Below are 17105 nucleotides of genomic sequence, written 5' to 3'. Positions count from 1 at the left end.
CAAGGCTTGCGCGCTTCCAGATGCTTCGCAAGTTCCGCCATCGCTCGTTCTAGTTCCCGACGATAAAGGCGCCGCGAGGTCCGCGCCCTCCTATCGCTGCGCTGCGAAACGTCACGGTAATAAGCCGCGCGTTCCCGCTTCGCTTTCGGGCGAAAGTTCCCAGACATTTTTTCTCTGTTCCTTTACTATAGGCCTTGACAGCCTAGGCTCTATCCGCCTATGGTTAGCCATCGCTCAATACCGAGCGGCCAAAGGGGAAAGCACAAATGACCGGCTGGAACGCCATTCTCTCAACCGAACAACTCGCCCAGCATTGGGCCAATGTCGCGAAGCTGGATGCCGGCTTTGCCGCGCGCGCCCAGGCATGGTGGCACAATCAGGATTGCAACACTCTCCGCTCTGAAATGGCTGGCGCTTGGCTGGCAAACCTGCCCGAAGCTTATTGCATCGCGCGCTCCTATCTCGCCATGCGAGCGCCCTGGATCGAATAACGCAACGCAAAATCAGCTTATGCCGGGCGCCGAAAGGCTACCCGGCTTAAGCCAGTAGGAACGGCAATCACGCCGCGCCAAAGGGGAAAAGCAAATGTTTACATTCCACGTTGATGCCGGCCATGGCTGGCTTGAAGTTTCCGCCGCTGATCTGGCTGCCCTGGGTATGACTGCCGCGCATTTCAGCGGCTATTCATACGTGAGCCGGGACGGCGGAACGTTCTACCTTGAAGAGGACTGCGACGCCTTCAAGTTCATTTCCGTTTGGAAAGCGAAGCATGGTCGCCAGCCCGAATTCCGCGAAAACTATCAGCACAATTCGTTTGTGCGTTCACTGCCGCGCAACGCACAACGGGCGATTGCCTAACCTAACCCGACTCCGATCAATCAACCCGGCAGCGATGCCGGGTTTTTTGTTGCCTAAAAATATTCCTGCTAGGCCTTGACAGCCTAGGCTATACCAACCTATAAACAGCCATTGCCCAATTCCGGGCAAAGCCAAAGGGGAAACTGGCATGCTTACCAAAACTGACATTGCTGCAATTCGGAAGGCGGATGACATCACAATCCACCTGGGCGCCAACCACGCGCAAGGCCTTGTCCGGCTTATCAAGCGCAAAGGCTGGAACGCGCAACCATTCGAAACAGATCAGGAATACATCCTGCCCTGTCACGTCACTGTCGAAACGACATCCGCGCGTGACGCATTGGAACGCGGCGTTGCATCGTTCTTCGCAATGGCCGGCATCTATCATTCCCAGCGCTCGCCCGTTTCCAGCATTCTCAAGACGCTAAAGGCTGGCGACGAATTGACGTTTAGCTTCTATCCGGACGGCCACACAAACGGATATGTCGCCGCTGCCGGCTTGCATGCCGATATCCTTTACTTGCACGTTCGCAACAAGGCTGGGCGCAAAACCTGGGAATTCGACGTTTCGGTTTGTGCCAATAACTCCGCTCGCATGTGTCGCGGCGTTCCGAATGGCGCGGACTATGAGCGCAGCGCAAACGAGCGACGCGCCCTAGCCTAACCCGATCTCCGATCGATCGCAGCAAGCCCGGCCATTGTGCCGGGCTTTTTGTTGCGCGAAAACGCGTCAATCGAAATACTTTGCAGCTAACAGCCTTTAGGCCTTGACAGCCTAGGCGATATCGGCAAGCCGCGGCAGCCAGGTATTGAAATAAAGATTCGTTTGCGTCGAAAAAACTTCGCAAAAGTTAGGCTCAATTAGAACGCCGCTGGTGCGTTATTTTTCGAATTCCGACCTAGGACATGGCCGAAAAATACGCCTCTCTGTGACTCTCCTATTGCGTCAATCATTTTCTTTTGTGCAATTCCACAAATAGGCTTTGACAGCCTAGGCGATATCTGACAATCGCCGAGCGCTCTGATTTGCAACTTTGTTGCTGAAATCAGATCCAAATCTTTTCGAAAATGTCGGTTCTATTAGCGAGTCACTGGTGCGTTATTTTTTGATTTTTGATGTCTGGTATGGCGGAAAAAATCGCCTCTCAGCGGCCTTCCTATTGCGTCAAGTTTTCTTTGGTCTAATACGCCTGAAAATATTTTTCGTAATTATTACGATACGGCCTTGACGGCCTAGGCGGTAATTGCCTATTGTATTCCCGTTAGCTTCACTGATGCCAAAGGGGAAAACAAAATGGCAAATCAACTGTACGCAAACGTTACCGCTCGCATTCTCGCCGATCTGGAAAACGGCGCCGCGCCCTGGGTTAAGCCATGGTCCGCAACGCCTGGGCAGAACATCCCGCACAACGCCGCGACCGGTCGTCCTTATTCAGGCGTCAACACCGTTCTGCTTTGGCTGTCACATGGTCGCTTCGCTTCGCCGCGCTTCCTGACGTTCAAGCAAGCGCAGGAATTGGGCGGCCACGTTCGCAAGGGCGAGCACGGCTTTCAGGTGGTTTTCGTCAAAACCTGCTTTTCCAAGCCAAAGGGCGAGGAAGCGGAAACCGTTGACGGTAAGACTTATACCGTTCTGCGCTACTACACCGTTTTCAATGTCGATCAGTGCGAAGGCCTGCCGGAAAAGATCACCAACCCGGCGCCGATCAAATCGCGCAACGCCAACGAGCGCGACGCCACGATAGAAGAGTTCATTGCCGCGACCGGCGCGAACTATTCCGAAACCGGCGGGGATCGCGCGTTTTACTCGCCCTCGCATGATCGGGTTTGCATGCCGACGTTCGAAAGCTTCAAAACCGCCGCGTCCTACTATGCGACCGCGTTCCACGAATTGGGCCATTGGACGGGCGCCGAGTCGCGCCTAGATCGCACTTTCGGAAAGCGGTTCGGGGATCGCGCCTATGCGGCGGAAGAACTCGTTGCCGAACTAACCGCCGCGTTCCTTTGCGCTGAATTTTCGATCGATGGCGAATTGCGGCATTCCGGCTACATTGGCAATTGGATTGCGCTTCTCAAAGACGACGCAAAGGCGTTCATGACCGCCGCGAGCGCAGCGCAGAAGGCGGCGGATTATCTCCGCTCGCAAGCGCTCGCCGCTCCGCTCGCCATTGCCGCTTAAGGGGGACGCAATGAGCGAAAAGGAAGCCATCCAACGGCGCCTTGCCGATCTGGAACGCATGCGGAAACTAATCGAAGCGTTCCTAAAGCGACCGCCTAACGCCACGGTTCATTAGTGGCGCGGTATTTCTAAAGCGCGCCGCGCCGCGCGCGACAAATCCCCGGTTTTTGCCGGGGATTTTTTTATGCCTAATCCCCTCTATAGGCCTTGACAGCCTAGGCTGTAATTGCCTATATTCGTCTTGGCAATCACGCCAAAGGGGAAAGTTCAATGTTCGATCACAACGCCATGCGGGAATTGGCCTATGTCAAGGCCGATCAATACCAGCGCAACGGCGGCGGTGGCGCCTTCAAGGTGGCCACGTCAACCAAGGCCTATTACGACGCGCGCGGTTATCGCGAGATGTCAGCGTTCCAGCGCGCGGCGTTTGAAGCTCGCGAGCGCTTCAAGCAATCCTGCCAATTCGCGATTTCCGATTTTCGCATGGCCGGAAACGAGTTCGATTTGCGCAAGTGCGAACAACGGGACGCGGCGCGATATGCCATCGCAAACATTCCGTTCTAATCAGCCCGATCTGCCGGAAACGGCGCCCGATGTCGGCGCCCTGCTTAAGCGCAGGGCTGCCGCTCCGCTCAAAGCCAACCAACCACAACAGCCGATCGAATTCGGCCTTTTCGGCGACAGCCATAAACAAGGGGAATTAGACCTATGAGCCAGTTAGACCAACGCGACCAAAACATTCTGGCCGCGCGCGTGACCGCCTGGGAAGGCGTCCAGGGACCGCGCGTCGGCGATTACGTCATCATGCCGGACGGCGAATATCGCCGGTTTACCCATGATTGGGGCGCCGACATCCAAACCACATGCAAGGGCGCCAGCGGTTCATTCTATTTCGGGACCGGCTATATGGACTATAGCGGCGGATTAGACCCGGCCTTGCTCAAGTCTCGATTGGTCCCGACCGATGAAATCAAACCCGGTCCGGTATGGTTCTTTCATCACAACGAGCGCCGCGCCCATAACGGGGTTTATGCCCTCGTCGATTGTCGCGTTTACCGTTACGTCCCGTGAGTTCTGCCATGTATCACTTTCATCACATACACGCCTATTACCTTTGGCGCTTGCGAACGGCAGATGCCAGGGATTACCCGTTCATGTCGATTTCGTCCCGGCTGCAATGGTATGGCGACCGCTGCTAGCAGATCGATCCAACAAAAAGCCCGGCAGAAATGCCGGGCTATTTTTTTGCGCTTTCCCCTTGCTAGGGGTTGACAGCCTAGGCGGTAATCTCCTATAACCGGCTTATTCGATCACACAAGGGGAACGCAAATGTACGATCTGGCTCAACCGAATTCCAAGCCCGGCACCTGCTGCAAATGCCGGGGGACCGGCACCTATTCCTGGGGACCGGTCATCAACGGCAAGTGCAGCAAAACCGGCACCTGCTTTTCCTGCGGCGGGACCGGAAAGCAAACCCGCCGCGACATCGGCCGAAACCACACCTATAACCGGCACAAGGTGGCGCGAATTCTCTCCTACTCCTAAGCACAAAGCCCGGCCTTAGAGCCGGGCTTTTTCTTTTCAGCGGATCAGGAACGCGAGCGCCAGCAATAGCAGGCAACCCGCCGCTATCATCCAGAACACTGGCGCGGTTTCAGGGTCTTTAAGCCAGGGCATTAGCAACCCGTACAGATCGGCGGCGGCGGCGGCGGATAGGGCGGCAAATCTTCGACTTGGCTACCGGAGTCGAAAGGGGGGACCGCTCCCGACTAGACAGCCGAGCAAAGCGAAAATGAAATAGATCACCATGATGGCGACTATGGCCCAGCAAATAATCATGACGATTTGCCCAACCCATGGCAGCCCGATTAGGTTGGTTAGCGCTGGAACGGCAAGCTTGATAATGGCGATAATCGCAGCGGCGATCACAAGCCAAATCAGGAGTTGCTGTAGAAAGCCAAGCGACAAGCAAGCCATTTTGTCAGCCCTCCTGATTTAGGATTTGACAGCCTAGGTTTTTACAGCCTATATTAGGCCTTGCGCAATTCAGCGCAAAGCCAAGGGGAATTTTTGGAATGTCGGCCTATCTTTGCAGCGATCTGCATATCAACACGTTGGTTTCCTATGCCGTCCGCCATGGCGTTCATTACCGCGTCAACGGCAACGCCGTCCGCGTCGTCCTCAACAATGCCGAGGCAATCGCTAACATCCTGATCGATGAAAACGCGCGCGGCGTCGGCGAGCGCTACCGCGAGCGCACAAAGGAGCATTTCGGCGACATCGGCGAGGCCCTGCGGTTCAAGCAGGTTAACCCGCTGCCCGACGCGCTTGTCATCCTCAAGCTTTGCGATTGCTTCGACTATCAGGCCTGCGAGTCCGACGATTACGAGGACACGCTAGCCGCTGAAATCGTCAACCAAATCCGGAAAGAGGCTATTCGCCGACTCCCCGGCTATGACGCCGCGCCCTGGGGCATCTGATCTAACAACCCGGCTTAGGCCGGGTTTTTTCTTGCCTAGACCTTGACAGCCTAGGCTATACCAGCCTAAACCAAGCCAGCTAAACTAAAGGGGACCAAATGCATTCCGCCGTTGCCTATTACCGCGTGTCACGCGAGCGCCAAGGCCGATCCGGCCTAGGCCTGGAAGCCCAGCAAGCCGCCGTGACGCGGTTTTGCGCGGCGGAAGGCTTTGACATCCGCGCGACTCATATCGAAGTCGAAACCGCGAAAGGCTTTGATGCCTTGGAGCGACGCCCGGAGTTGGCCGCTGCAATGAAGGCGGCCAAGAAAGCCAAATGCCCGGTTATCGTTGCCAAGCTTTGCCGCTTGTCGCGCAACGTCGCTTTTATTTCGACGCTGATGGAAAAGCGCGTTCCGTTTATCGTGACGCAGCTAGGCCTAAACGTTGACCCGTTCATGCTGCACATTTACGCCGCTATGGCGGAAAAGGAGCGCGCCCAGATCGCCGAGCGCACCCGCGACGCGCTAGCCGCCGCCAAGGCGCGCGGCACTGTCCTGGGCAATGCCGCGCAAGCCAAGGCTAACTCGGACATGGCGGCCGAATTCGCGGAAGGCCTGCGCGAAGTCGTTTGGCCCTTCATCAACCTGTCATCGCGCCGTATCGCCAGCATTTTGAACGCGCGCGACATCGCCACGCCAACCGGCGGCAAATGGCATTCACAGAGCGTTCTGCGCCTGATTGATCGCCTCAAAGAAAGGAAACCGGAATGAAGAAAGCGAAAAAGAAGGCCGCGCCCAAAAAGCCGGAAGTCATCCACATGACAACGGACGAATTTCGCGCCGCTGTCGATATCAACGGCAAACTGAAAATTTCCCAAGAAGGCTTTGGCCGCCTGCTTGCCGTGCGCGGTCGCACCGTGCGCAGTTGGGCTAGCGGCGAATATCCCGTGCCCAAAGTCGTCGCGCTTCTGGTCCGCCTCATGGTCAAGCACAAGATAGCGGCGGCGGATTTGTCATGACCCACCCCGCCCCGCCTGACGGCTACTATTGGGCTCTCGTGTTCAAAGAGCAGCGCAAAGTCACGGTAGTTCAAAAATCCGGCGAAGAAATTTGGCTTATCGGCGCAGATTTTAGCATCGATCTCAAAGATGCCACCCTGCTACAGCGGATCGAACCGCCGCCCGGCTACATCGAAGAGGACTGACTGTTCTGTCATGAAAAAGAGGGCGGCGAAGGCCCGAGCGCCGCCCTCAGTTTTTCGGGAGAAGTTTACCCACGAATGCAAAAGGCCGGGATCGCTCCCGGCCTTTTTAATTTCGCGCTAGGTAACGCCAAAGGGGACTAAGGACTACCAGGGCTGCCTTTCGGCCGCACGACGCGAAACTAATCCAAACATCGCGCAAAACGTCCCTTTGTCAATGCCCCCTTGCGATATCGTCCCAAAATTTCATCAATCGAAACCCGGCATCGCTCAAAATCTCGATCACCTTGGCGCGACCGCGTGACGGGGAACGGTAGCCCAGCATCGCGGCCACCTGGGGAACGGAACTATCCATGCAAGCGATATGATCGGCGACGAATGCCGGCCGGGCGCCTAACTGATCGTGCGCGGCCCAATAGAGCCGCCTGTGATCTGCTTGCCGTTCCGTTTTGGCTAGCCCGGACATGCTGCCGGGATCGAATGCGAGAATTCGGTTTAGATCGACGCTGCCCAAATGGCCCTGCAAGCCGCCAGCGAGCCAGTGCAGGGCGTATTTCTTTAGAGCGCTGTACTCTTCGGCCGAAATATTTCGACGCATCCAGGCCCGCCCCAGAGCGTCGTCCAGCATGGTGATTTTTCGGGCGGAACGTGAGCGGCCGGCCACGGTGAAAAACGCGCCAGCGCGGGCGATACGTTCAATGGTCGGGCCTGCCGTGTCGTCGTACTTTTGCGGCATCAGCAAATCCAGCGGCGTAATGGTTACGACTACGCTTCAACCGCCAAATTGCCAAGCCGTTCGCGCGCGGCAGTAGGAAAGACTGGTAATTGTTTTAGGTACTATATTAGCCCAGGCAATTGCCCAGGCATGCCACGGCTACAGCCCGAGCAATTGCCTGGGCAATAGCCCGAGCCGCTTCGAATGATTTCAAATGCTTGAGTCAATTTCGCCGTGCTTTTGACGGCAGCGAAAAGCCATGTTTCGGAAGTAATTGTTTCGTTCTTCCGACCTTTCCGAGTTCCGATCTTATCCCCGATATTTTTTGCGCGTCGGCGATTCGCGTGTCGATTTCCGGCCACCGCCAACCGTCCTGGGGAAACTTGATTGCAAGCCGCTGGCGCATCCGCAGCCACACGCGCGGCCGAACGCCGACGATCGCCGCCAGCGCGTTGTCATCGTTCGGAAGGAAGCCCTTGACGCAGTAGCGGATGACAAGGCGCATCAACGCGCGCTCATGTTCCGCGTCCAGATCGGCGACGATATCGAGCCACGCCAGCAACGGGAAAGGGAAATAGCCAAGCTTCGGCTTTTCGCGCACGGTCTACCGCCGTTCGATTGGCACGAGCCGATACCGGTAAAGCCCCCCTGCAACGCGCTCCCGCTGCACCTCGCGAGCGCCATATTTCGGTTTCCGGAAATCCCGCAGCCGCGCGCTAACGCTGGCTTCCGTGCCGCCGGCTTCGTCCGCAATCTCTCGCAATGTGCGGAATCTGCCGTCCTCCATCAGCGCGGCGACGCGTTGCAATTGGCCGTTTAGGCGAACGTAGTCGGCGCCTGGGTGATAGGTGCTCCCGTCAAACGCCCGCACGGGCGGCGGCGCAAAAGGCATATCGCCTAGCTTGTCTTTCATTCCGGCCATTGGCGGCCCTCACGAATTTTCTACGATCCGCAGCCACGTATATTTCCGAACCCGGCTTTGCTTTTTGGAAGTCTCCAAAACCGAGTGCTTAATCGTCAGCGTCTTGCGCATCAGGCCATCCATAACGGCCTGCGGATTGTTGTCGCACTGCGCCAGTTCGACATCGCGGTCCGAGCCATATTCACGGCCAAAAATCGAATAGCGGCGTTTCATGGGTTGTCCTTCCGCTTTCCCTCTTGCAGCCAGCGTTCTGCGATTTGCAGCATCTTGATCCAGGCGCGAATTGTTTCCGGCAGCTTCGCGCTGTCGTTGGCCGTGAGCGTTACCATTCGCAAGCCGTCACTGGTCCTCCGGTCAAGCTCCACCTTCATCGCGCCCCCTCGCTGGCTTGTGATAGGTCATCGCCAGCGCAAAGGGATCGAGCCCATAGCTCGCCCAAAATTCGCGCTCGTTCATTGAGTGCTGTTCGCGGTGGTGCTTGCCGCACAGCGGCAGCGCCCATTTGTCCGAAGATTTTTCGGCCATGCCGGTATAGCGCTTGCCGTCATTGATCGAACCGACGCGCAAATGTGCGGCTTCTACCGTGGTGTTCTCGCCGCAGATGCAACAGGGTTGCCGCCGGATGTAATCCAGATAGTCGTCATCATGCTGGCGCGGATCGCGGAAATTTGGTTCAACCATTTTCCCTGATCCTCCACGCCTGATATTGATTATCCAGATCGAACCAGCGCACGCGTTCCAACGAATGGCCGGGCTTGTCCAGATCGGCGCGCGAGGCAACGCGGCAGATGTCGCGCACCGCTTCGGCCGCTTCGGCTTCGCTCCAGGCGCAACAGTTCATTTCCTCCACGAGAAACGCCCAGAACGTCGGCTCTTTGCAGCGAATGCCGGCCTGCTTTGTAGCGCCCAGCGCTCGCCACTTGTCGCGTTCTTCGGCCTTGTGATCGCGCGGCGTTTCGTCGTCGTTGATTTCGACAATCACGCATTGGTAGCGCGTGCCCATCGGCGCCTTTGAGACACGATCGTCCATGTCGGCGCCAGCGATCACAAGCCGCAAGGTCCAATCGCCGGACTGCCGCTGTTGCAGCCCGTCCTTTTTGGCTTCGAACGTTATGGCGTTTTCAACCGCCTTCGCCGCTTCGATCCCCATCGAACAAATCCTCTTGTCTTTCGCCGGTTTTCTTCACGGATAGATCGGCGCGGATTTTGGTCGAATGCCAGCCAACGAGTTCGAAATGCTCATTGCCGATGACGAGATAGCCGGTTATGTGCGGCTCCCGATCGGAAAAGAACAACACGCCCTTAGTCGGTTTTTCGGCCATTGGTCCCTTCCGCTTTCTTTTGGATTTCCCGCAGCAAATGCTGACGCATCGAAACCGGCATCTGCTCAATCAGGGCGCGATGTTCGGCGCTAAAGTTGGCGGCGCTCTGTGCTGTCAGTTGCTTGATATCGGCGAGCAACACGCGATAGGCCGCCACGCCCTCATGACTGCCCCAACCGGCCCTGCGGGCGAATTCTTCGTGAAGTTGGGCGAGTCGGCCGTGATCTGCCGGGCGGATGAATGCGCTGTTGCCGCGCTTGTCCAGTTCAAGCCACGGCGCTTTGACATCGTACAGATACCGGCCAACGCCCCAGCGCACGGCAGCGCGCTTGAAGGCGTCCGACAGCGCGCCCTTTTCCGCTTCCATGTCGGAAGGCCCGGCGCCGTCCGCCTTGGACACCCAATCGAAGCCAACCAGATTTTCGCCGTTGTAGACCGGAAACTTAATGGCGATGTTGCACACGATCGACGTGCCGACGCCCGGCGTGTAGTGGCATGCCCAGCCGTTGACCCCCACGACGCTATCAAACCGCTCCATCACGGTGCGCGCATCTACATAACAGAGCGCCTGCCCGCGCAACGGTTCATCCTGCTTGCGGCTTTTCTCGTTGGTCGGCCCAACGCGCCAGGAAATTTCCTCGATCGGGAACGGCGCTGCCAATTGGTCGCAGATTTCAATGATGTCCCGCATTACTTCACCCGCACAGTGAGCGACGGCGGCGCGTTGTTGAGAGTGAAGCCCGGCACCTCGCGCCCGCCCTGGATGGCTTCCTTGATTTTCTTGCGGTCCGGCTCGCGCTTGATCTTGCAAAGCTCGTCGGGCAGATCACCGTCCCCCTCGCCGATCAGGGCTTGCTGATTTTTGCGCAGCGATAGCGTCGCTTCGGGCAGTTCGACCTTGGGCAGTTGCGCGGCTTCCATAATCCGCAGGATCAGGCTACGCACAAATTCCATGCGCCGGCCGAACCGGGCTTTCCGCGCGGTCAATTCTTCCAGGCGCCCGGCGGTGCCGTCGCGCAAGGCCTTGGCGTCGTCCAGGGCGACAATCAGCGAGGTCAGCACATTGGCCAGATCGGTCTGACCTTCCAGCATATCGGCGAGCAAAATTTCGTCGTCGGCGAGGTCGGGATATTCCCGCAGCAATGCCTCGATTTGCTGGGTTAGATTGATCGCGGTCTGTTCATTTGGTTTTGCCATCGGCCCGGTCCAGCATGAGAGACAGGATGTCGCGAATAATTTCGATGTTCTGATAGACGCCCCTGATCTGCGCCCGCGTCAGTTCGTTATGTAGCGCCCGCGCGTCGGCCATCATGCGGATGACGCGCTTGCAATCAGCGTCGCTCAATTCGCTATGGATCAGTTCAACCGACACGGGGTTTCCGCTCCATTTCCTGCCGGGCTTTGCAAATCCGGGTTAGAGCTACGCCCAAGGTGGACTCGACACGCGCCATTTGATCCGCAGCGCGGGTTGGCCAATCCGGCACGCCAAATAGATGTTGGGCGTGGCGTTCGCAGATTTCCGCGCCCGCCTCGATCATGTGCAGGTGACGCCCAATCAGTTCGTCCCATTCTTGGAGCGTCAACTTGGTCATCGGTGACCCCCGCCGCGCTTGCGGCGAAGAACGCGCTCCGCAATGCTGACGGTCAGCAAATCCATGTCGTCGCGCAAAAGATGATCCTCCGGGCTCAGATAGGCGACGCGTTCGGCCACCCGCGCCACCTCCCGATGAGTCATCCCGACCATGGCGCCGATCGCCGCGCACGGCTCCCGCGACCAACGTTCCGCAAAGAAGCAATAAGCCCGCCGCGCCTGGATGCCGGCCCGCTGCTCAATCTCGTCAGGATCGACCCGGTACAGTTCGCAGACGGCGCCCAGGATTTCCGCCAGCATCGGGCGGTTTGACCGCATGAAGGCGTCAGCGCCGTGCAGTAGGCTGTTGTCGTGAACGATTTGATCCATGGTTGTCCCCTTTCATTTCAGGCCGCTTCGTCGGTCGAAATTCCTTTCATGTTCCAGAGTCGCGCGGGCGCGGTGTATCCACGCCGATTGAGGGCGCGCATCAGGCAAACGTAGGTGTTGGCCGGAAACGCCCCGAAGCGCCCGGTCCAATTCCAGGCCTGCTTGGCGTTCGCGCCGGTCAATTGCAAAACGACTTCGATCCCGCCCAGGGCGCGGATCACGTCGTCAGCCGTTCGAAGTCTTTTCATAGGAAGCCCGTCCGATCTGGCTTGTCGTATTTATTACTCCTATGGACGGTTAGGAGCAAAATTTGGGCAGAACGCCTCTAAGCTATCAACCGGCAGTTTGTTGATAGCGGGCAAAATTTTTTCTACAGTCCTGCAACCTACGTATGTTTTTGAACACACAAATCGTGTAATAGTTTTATAAGCATTGCGGGGCAGGCATCACCCGAGGGGACAATGAAGAAGATCGAAGGTTTCGACGTAGAGGCCTACAAGCGACGTTTGACGATGTTGAGGGAAATTGTTTCCGGCGAAAATCAAGCCGAATTCGCCGAGCGCCTGGGAGTGCCGTTCAAGCGGTGGAATAATTACGAACGCGGCTATCCCGTGCCACGAGAAACCGCCTTCCTAATCATGCACAAATTCCCCGGCATGTCCGTAGAATGGCTATGGTTCGGCCACACGGGCAACCTATCCGAACACTACCGCGAACGGATCAAGATCGCCGAAACGCTCGCGCGCGAGACTGCACACGCCCAGGCGGCTGTCGAAAAGGCGCAACTGCGCCTTAACGACATTGCCAAGCAACGCGCCAAGGCTTTGGAAGGTCTAGCGAAGGATAAGGCTAAGGCTACGCTTCACCGCCGCCGTGCGACGCGGCGCTGACCCCTGCGACGATTCGCTGACCGGGCGTTGCGTGCGCTCGCCAGCGTCTCCAACAGCTTGCCGCAGACAACAAGCAATCTGCGGGCTTCATTCAAGTTGTCCGGCATGAGCGAGACAAGATAGAGGGCTTGGCGCTCACGGTCGTACTTTTCCGGCATTTCCACTCACCTTGTTCTTATCTGTTGGAACTTGCCCCAAGACCCATCATCAAACCACAATGTTAAGACTTCGCCAAAGCATTTGCGCCGAATTTTTTCGACCGCTTGACATTTTTTCGCGTGTGTTCGGATTCCGGGCTGTCGTTCGTAATAGAAAAATTTTCGGTTGATCGGTCGTAACCATTAGGACTAGCCTTGTCGGGCATCAACACCAGACAAGGGGAAAGCCCATGCATGGAAGCGCCGCTAAAGGTAATACCACCGTCCTACCCGCCAACGAATTGAAGCCGCCGAGCTACGGCCAAGCCCAGCGCGAGGCGATTGCCAGCGTAGTGGATAGCCTGACCAACGATCTTTGTTCGCGCGTCGGCGCCCTGCGCAAACAGCTAGACGAAATCGAGCAGATCGTTTTGGAGCGCGCCGCCAACGCCAAGGGCGCCCTGGGCGATCAGGTCATGCTGTGCGTTCGGCTCAATGACGAGATTACCCACAATCAGGAAATCGTCACCGAACTAAAGGCGCTGGCCCAGGATATCCGGCCGTGAACCATCGGGCCTTTTACCTCGTGATCTGTGATCGCCCGGAAGGCCCCATCATTTACGAAACGATGGTGGCGCAGATGGATCGCGCCACCGTTCGCCGTCACCTGCGAGAGAACCAATATCCGAACCCCGCGCGCGTGATTGAGTTCGTCCCCGCAGCGGGAACTTGCCGGGATGCCAGCCATGAATTCCTCAACCCGCCTACTGAGCCTTGAAGAACGCCGCGCCCTGCTATGGGTGCGAGCCAACCAGCCGGCCGTCATGAGTCGCCTGACGCCCGGAGCGCCCACCACCAAGACGCGGATCGCCCTGGTACAGGAAGGCCTGATTGCCTTCGCCCCAGATCGCAACCGATTCGACCCCCCGGCCTACTGCGTAACGGCCAAGGGCGAGGAAGCCCTTCGCGCCGGCATACTTCCCGAGCCGGAGCTATCCCGGTCGAGGCACGGGGCTGTGTCGAAATAATTGCGACTTTTAAGGAATTCCCCCTATAATCGGGAGTGATTTGCTATGCGTGTCGGAATAGTTAGGCCGTTACCAGCCGACGATCCACGCAACCCGGAGCACCCAAGCCATGATGATGCATGGCTTGAAGTAGCCCGAGCACTGGGACGCGCATTAGCAGATCGTGATTTTGAGCGCCAACAAAGGGCAAGGGGAAAAGATGAAGAAGGCAGCCATCTACGCAAAGAACGCCGTCGTCTACGCTAGGTATTCGAGCGATCTTCAAAAGGATCGCTCCATTGATGACCAGATCGCGCTTTGCAAGCAGATCGCAGAGCGACAAGGATTGACGGTCACTAAGATTTACACAGATCGCGGCTTGTCCGGCGCAAGCATGTTCGAACGCGATGGACTTCTAGGTTTGATGACCGCCGCCAAGAAGCGCGAATTTAACTTCGTCATTTCCGAAAGTCTCTCGCGCCTCTCTCGCGACATGGAAGATACAGCGGCGATCTACAAGCGTCTCAAGTTCAACGAAATCAGCATTATCGATACCAATGGCGAAGTCGGCGACGTTCACATTGGCGTTGGCGCTATCGTCAATTCGCAGTTCCTCAAAAACCTAGCGACATCGGTCAAGCGTGGCCGGGACGCCCGCGTCCGCGAGGGCCTTATCCCCGGCAAGGCCGCCTATGGCTATAGCATCGTGCCCGACAAGCCGGGCGAGCGAACCATCAATGAAGCGCAAGCGAAGATCGTCCGCCGCATTTTCGAAGAATACGCTGCCGGTGTTGCCCCGCGCGAAATCTGCGAACGCCTGATGGCTGAAAGGATCATGGGGCCAACAGGAGGCACTTGGAATTACACGAAGCTAATCACGGGCGGCGCAAACGGTGGGTTGCTTGGCAACCCGCTCTATATCGGCAAGCTGGTTTGGAACGTGTTCAAGCAGGTCAAAAATCCTGACACTGGCAAGCGCAACAACCGGCGAACCGACAAGTCAGAACACATTGAGGTAGATGTTCCACATCTGCGGATCGTCCCGCAAAGCCTATGGGACGCCGCGCAAGCCGTGCGCGAAAGCCGCCGCAAGGCCAAGAGCGAAGGCCCGCGCGTTTATCGACATGCCGAAAAGAGCCGCATGATGTTGGGCCTGTTGAAGTGCGCGGTGTGCGGCGGGCGCATGATGATCGGCCAAGCCAATATGGATGGTTCCCCGCGCATCGTCTGCACATTCGCGCAACGCCGGATCAATTGCACGCATCGCAAGAGCTATTGCCTTAAAGAGATTGAGCGGACGGTTTTCGAGGGCATCAAAACCAAGCTGACGGATCGCAAGGCGTTGCTTGAAATGACAAAGGCTTATCACGCTCGGTCTATCGAGCGGCAAAAGGAAATCCGCGCCCAAAGCGATGCCGCACAGAAAGAGCTAAACCGCGTGACCGTCGCGATTGACCGCATCGTTTCGGCAATCAGCGACAGCGACGCGCCCGTGAAGGGGCTGGTTGATAAACTTAACATCTTGGAAGTGCAACGCGCGGGCCTAGCCGAAAGGGTCAAGCTGATCGAGGCCGAGGGCAATGTCGTAACCCTGCACCCCGCCGCAATCGACACGTTTAGCGCCGCAATGGAGGAAATGCACAAGGCCCTCACCAGCGACATTGACGACGTGGAATATGCGCCGTTCCGCCAAGCCTTCTACAACGTCTTTGAACAGATCGTTGTCCATCCTACCGCCAAGCGGACCTTGCCGATGGTGACGCCATACGCCCGGCTGTCGGCGATCTTAGGTTTCGAAATGTTTCCGACGATGCGCAGCACCGAACAAATGCTTGCAGAACAAGGGGTTAGTGCTACTAAAATTTCGACACCTACGGGAAGCTGTAGGGCGCCAGATTGATGTTGCCGCTGCTGTCGCGGGAAGAAATCCAGCCGATCGGGCGCGGTGCGATGATGGCGTTGAAGGGATCGTGCTTGAGGCCGTGGCCGCTCTTCGGCTCGTAATAGTGAAGATCTTTGGTGGTCACGCCGGAATTTTCCTTGTTACGCGTAGCCGGATGGCGCGAAGCGCAATCCGGGGAACGGCGCAAGCGGCCGGAGTCGTCCCGGATTACGCTTACGCTCCATCCGGGGGCTTCTGTAACGGGCCTTGGTTAGTCAATCCCTTTTGCGTCATCCGCTCGCCGGGAACTTGCTTCTGTACGGGATCGGCGCAAGGCCGTCGCCTGATGGGGTTCGTGAGAGGATAGGTCGGCCAATCTACGGAAAGCGTGATCATATCGCTCGATATGTCGACAACCCGGATGTCGGCCTGACCTGATCCATCGTCCCGGCGAAGGGACTTCGCTTCGGGAAGGCTGGTGTCGTGACCCGCCCGAAACCTTGTTGTTCCTCCTTAAGCCGTTGCAGCGTTTGCCTTGGCGAGCGGATTGAAAGGCGCGCCGTCCTTGAGCATGCGATGCATGATCACGGCGAGCTTGCGGGCCAGCGCGACCTTGGCCTTGCTCATGCCGGCACGCTTGGCGATCCGCATCGCCCAGCTCTTGAGCTGCGAACATCCCCTGACCGGCTTCGTCAGCATGAGGTGAGCGGCCTGGTAGAGCGCCTCGCGCACGGAGGCGTCCCCGATCTTGCTGATCCGCCCCGATCGGTCGGTCTCGCCGGACTGGTGCTTCTTCGGCGTCAGCCCGAAATGCGACCCGGCCTGCTTGGAGGATGTAAACCGCGCGGGATCATCGATCGCCGCGGCACAGGTCAGCGAGATGATCGGTCCCACCGCAGGCGTCGACATCAACAACCTGGCTTTGGCATCCATCCGCGACATCTTGACCGCCCGCTTCTCGAAGGCTTTGAACTCACTGAGCAGGGCGCTGCGCACCCGCAGCAGCGCTTCTGCAATCCCTTCCAGGTTCGGATGCCCCTTTACCAACTCGTTGATCCGTCCGGCAAAACCGGTTCCCGTCGTCTTGCCGACCTTCAGCCCAAAGCCGCGCAAGATCCCGCGCAGACTGTTCTCGACATCCAGAAGCTTGCTCTGGACCAGCTTGCGCGCCGTCAGCACGGCACGTACTTCCTGGGCATTTATCGACTTGCAGTGAACCGGCCGGAACCAGCCCAGCCGCATCAGTTGCGCGATCCCCCGTGCGTCATTGCGGTCCGACTTCACGGGCATCGCCTTGAACGCATCGTGCACGTGCCGCGTCTCCAACAGCTCAACCGCGAGCCCAGCCTGCTTCATCGCCGCGTACAGCCATTGCGACAGCGGTCCAGCTTCCAGCCCGATCCGGGTCAGCTCAAGCCCGAACGAGTTGAACCAGCCGATCAGCGCCGCCGGCTCGCTTGCCACCTTGCCCTCGCGGACGATCTTGCCGCTCCCATCAACCACGCACACGCTCGAGCATTCCAATGACACGTCGATTCCGGCATAATACTCCATGGTCGTCTCTCCTTGAT

Annotated in this window: 30 protein-coding genes and 1 pseudogene; 15 read left to right on the top strand and 16 right to left on the bottom strand. The window is 57.7% G+C overall.

Annotation, left to right across the window (positions count from 1 at the left end):
* Positions 1–266 precede the first annotated feature (266 nt).
* From V1288_RS18605 to V1288_RS18555, 11 genes are all read left to right on the top strand, one after another.
* Entirely contained in the window at positions 267–491 is a 225-nt protein-coding gene (locus tag V1288_RS18605) for a hypothetical protein (RefSeq protein WP_334358411.1), read from the top strand.
* A gap of 94 nt (positions 492–585) precedes the next feature.
* A complete protein-coding gene (locus tag V1288_RS18600) occupies positions 586–858 on the top strand; it encodes a hypothetical protein (RefSeq protein WP_334358410.1) in 273 nt (90 codons plus the stop codon).
* Between the two features lie 148 nt (positions 859–1006).
* The gene (locus tag V1288_RS18595) at positions 1007–1522 is read left to right on the top strand and encodes a hypothetical protein (RefSeq protein WP_334358409.1); all 516 of its coding nucleotides are present in this window, start codon (positions 1007–1009) and stop codon (positions 1520–1522) included.
* A 630-nt stretch (positions 1523–2152) separates the two neighbouring features.
* Positions 2153–3037, top strand: a complete 885-nt coding sequence (locus V1288_RS18590) for an ArdC family protein (RefSeq protein WP_334358408.1) — start codon at positions 2153–2155, stop codon at positions 3035–3037.
* A 270-nt stretch (positions 3038–3307) separates the two neighbouring features.
* On the top strand, positions 3308–3601 hold the full coding sequence (locus V1288_RS18585) for a hypothetical protein (protein WP_334358407.1): 294 nt from the start codon (positions 3308–3310) through the stop codon (positions 3599–3601).
* Between the two features lie 144 nt (positions 3602–3745).
* Positions 3746–4108, top strand: coding sequence for a hypothetical protein (locus V1288_RS18580; RefSeq protein WP_334358406.1), 363 nt, complete (start codon positions 3746–3748; stop codon positions 4106–4108).
* Positions 4109–4366: 258 nt separating this feature from the next.
* Positions 4367–4582, top strand: a complete 216-nt coding sequence (locus tag V1288_RS18575) for a hypothetical protein (RefSeq protein WP_334358405.1) — start codon at positions 4367–4369, stop codon at positions 4580–4582.
* 530 nt (positions 4583–5112) lie between these two features.
* Entirely contained in the window at positions 5113–5517 is a 405-nt protein-coding gene (locus V1288_RS18570; RefSeq protein ID WP_334358404.1) for a hypothetical protein, read from the top strand.
* Positions 5518–5615: 98 nt separating this feature from the next.
* Positions 5616–6269, top strand: a complete 654-nt coding sequence (locus tag V1288_RS18565) for a recombinase family protein (protein ID WP_334358403.1) — start codon at positions 5616–5618, stop codon at positions 6267–6269.
* Positions 6266–6517: a hypothetical protein gene (locus V1288_RS18560; RefSeq protein WP_334358402.1), complete on the top strand. Its 252-nt coding sequence runs from the start codon at positions 6266–6268 to the stop codon at positions 6515–6517. Before V1288_RS18565 ends, V1288_RS18560 begins: the two co-directional genes overlap by 4 nt.
* Positions 6514–6702, top strand: coding sequence for a hypothetical protein (locus V1288_RS18555; protein WP_334358401.1), 189 nt, complete (start codon positions 6514–6516; stop codon positions 6700–6702). The genes V1288_RS18560 and V1288_RS18555 overlap by 4 nt, the downstream gene beginning before the upstream one ends.
* A gap of 211 nt (positions 6703–6913) precedes the next feature.
* On the opposite strand, the gene V1288_RS18550 is transcribed toward V1288_RS18555, so the two are convergent.
* The 14 genes from V1288_RS18550 to V1288_RS18485 form a co-directional block, all read right to left on the bottom strand.
* Complete coding sequence (locus V1288_RS18550) at positions 6914–7435, bottom strand: hypothetical protein (protein ID WP_334358400.1); 522 nt, start codon at positions 7433–7435, stop codon at positions 6914–6916.
* Between the two features lie 202 nt (positions 7436–7637).
* Positions 7638–8015: a hypothetical protein gene (locus V1288_RS18545; RefSeq protein WP_334358399.1), complete on the bottom strand. Its 378-nt coding sequence runs from the start codon at positions 8013–8015 to the stop codon at positions 7638–7640.
* A gap of 3 nt (positions 8016–8018) precedes the next feature.
* On the bottom strand, positions 8019–8336 hold the full coding sequence (locus V1288_RS18540; protein WP_334358398.1) for a hypothetical protein: 318 nt from the start codon (positions 8334–8336) through the stop codon (positions 8019–8021).
* A 9-nt stretch (positions 8337–8345) separates the two neighbouring features.
* A complete protein-coding gene (locus tag V1288_RS18535) occupies positions 8346–8549 on the bottom strand; it encodes a hypothetical protein (RefSeq protein ID WP_334358397.1) in 204 nt (67 codons plus the stop codon).
* Entirely contained in the window at positions 8546–8707 is a 162-nt protein-coding gene (locus V1288_RS18530; RefSeq protein ID WP_334358396.1) for a hypothetical protein, read from the bottom strand. Before V1288_RS18530 ends, V1288_RS18535 begins: the two co-directional genes overlap by 4 nt.
* Complete coding sequence (locus V1288_RS18525; RefSeq protein WP_334358395.1) at positions 8691–9017, bottom strand: DUF968 domain-containing protein; 327 nt, start codon at positions 9015–9017, stop codon at positions 8691–8693. The genes V1288_RS18530 and V1288_RS18525 overlap by 17 nt, the downstream gene beginning before the upstream one ends.
* Positions 9010–9384, bottom strand: coding sequence for a hypothetical protein (locus V1288_RS18520; RefSeq protein WP_334358394.1), 375 nt, complete (start codon positions 9382–9384; stop codon positions 9010–9012). The genes V1288_RS18525 and V1288_RS18520 overlap by 8 nt, the downstream gene beginning before the upstream one ends.
* Positions 9385–9457: 73 nt before the next feature.
* Positions 9458–9658 carry a hypothetical protein gene (locus V1288_RS18515; RefSeq protein WP_334358393.1) on the bottom strand — a complete coding sequence of 67 codons (201 nt, stop codon included), beginning with the start codon at positions 9656–9658 and terminating at the stop codon, positions 9458–9460.
* The gene (locus V1288_RS18510; RefSeq protein WP_334358392.1) at positions 9639–10349 is read right to left on the bottom strand and encodes a Rad52/Rad22 family DNA repair protein; all 711 of its coding nucleotides are present in this window, start codon (positions 10347–10349) and stop codon (positions 9639–9641) included. Before V1288_RS18510 ends, V1288_RS18515 begins: the two co-directional genes overlap by 20 nt.
* On the bottom strand, positions 10349–10855 hold the full coding sequence (locus tag V1288_RS18505; protein ID WP_334358391.1) for a siphovirus Gp157 family protein: 507 nt from the start codon (positions 10853–10855) through the stop codon (positions 10349–10351). Before V1288_RS18505 ends, V1288_RS18510 begins: the two co-directional genes overlap by 1 nt.
* Entirely contained in the window at positions 10839–11030 is a 192-nt protein-coding gene (locus V1288_RS18500) for a hypothetical protein (protein WP_334358390.1), read from the bottom strand. The genes V1288_RS18505 and V1288_RS18500 overlap by 17 nt, the downstream gene beginning before the upstream one ends.
* The gene (locus V1288_RS18495; RefSeq protein WP_334358389.1) at positions 11020–11250 is read right to left on the bottom strand and encodes a hypothetical protein; all 231 of its coding nucleotides are present in this window, start codon (positions 11248–11250) and stop codon (positions 11020–11022) included. Before V1288_RS18495 ends, V1288_RS18500 begins: the two co-directional genes overlap by 11 nt.
* On the bottom strand, positions 11247–11618 hold the full coding sequence (locus tag V1288_RS18490; RefSeq protein WP_334358388.1) for a hypothetical protein: 372 nt from the start codon (positions 11616–11618) through the stop codon (positions 11247–11249). Before V1288_RS18490 ends, V1288_RS18495 begins: the two co-directional genes overlap by 4 nt.
* Positions 11619–11635: 17 nt before the next feature.
* On the bottom strand, positions 11636–11839 hold the full coding sequence (locus tag V1288_RS18485) for a hypothetical protein (protein WP_334358387.1): 204 nt from the start codon (positions 11837–11839) through the stop codon (positions 11636–11638).
* Positions 11840–12079: 240 nt separating this feature from the next.
* Between V1288_RS18485 and V1288_RS18480 the strand changes: the two genes are divergently transcribed.
* The 4 genes from V1288_RS18480 to V1288_RS18465 all read left to right on the top strand — a co-directional run bounded on the left by V1288_RS18480 (position 12080) and on the right by V1288_RS18465 (position 15552).
* Positions 12080–12508 (top strand): helix-turn-helix domain-containing protein, encoded by a 429-nt coding sequence (locus V1288_RS18480; protein WP_334358386.1) that lies wholly within the window; start codon positions 12080–12082, stop codon positions 12506–12508.
* Between the two features lie 388 nt (positions 12509–12896).
* The gene (locus V1288_RS18475) at positions 12897–13211 is read left to right on the top strand and encodes a hypothetical protein (protein ID WP_334358385.1); all 315 of its coding nucleotides are present in this window, start codon (positions 12897–12899) and stop codon (positions 13209–13211) included.
* On the top strand, positions 13208–13423 hold the full coding sequence (locus V1288_RS18470) for a hypothetical protein (RefSeq protein WP_334358384.1): 216 nt from the start codon (positions 13208–13210) through the stop codon (positions 13421–13423). Before V1288_RS18475 ends, V1288_RS18470 begins: the two co-directional genes overlap by 4 nt.
* A 449-nt stretch (positions 13424–13872) precedes the next feature.
* Positions 13873–15552, top strand: coding sequence for a recombinase family protein (locus tag V1288_RS18465; protein WP_334358383.1), 1680 nt, complete (start codon positions 13873–13875; stop codon positions 15550–15552).
* On the opposite strand, the pseudogene V1288_RS18460 reads toward V1288_RS18465, so the two are convergent.
* A pseudogene (locus tag V1288_RS18460) lies at positions 15530–15679 on the bottom strand (flavin reductase family protein); the annotation flags it as partial. The gene V1288_RS18465 and the pseudogene V1288_RS18460 overlap by 23 nt on opposite strands.
* A 368-nt stretch (positions 15680–16047) precedes the next feature.
* Positions 16048–17088: an IS110 family transposase gene (locus V1288_RS18455; RefSeq protein ID WP_334358382.1), complete on the bottom strand. Its 1041-nt coding sequence runs from the start codon at positions 17086–17088 to the stop codon at positions 16048–16050.
* Positions 17089–17105 lie beyond the last annotated feature (17 nt).

This window comes from Bradyrhizobium sp. AZCC 2176, from assembly GCF_036924645.1.
Taxonomy (GTDB): domain Bacteria; phylum Pseudomonadota; class Alphaproteobacteria; order Rhizobiales; family Xanthobacteraceae; genus Bradyrhizobium.
The sequence above is the reverse complement of the archived record's forward strand: the minus strand, read 5'-3'. Positions and strand labels throughout refer to the sequence as shown.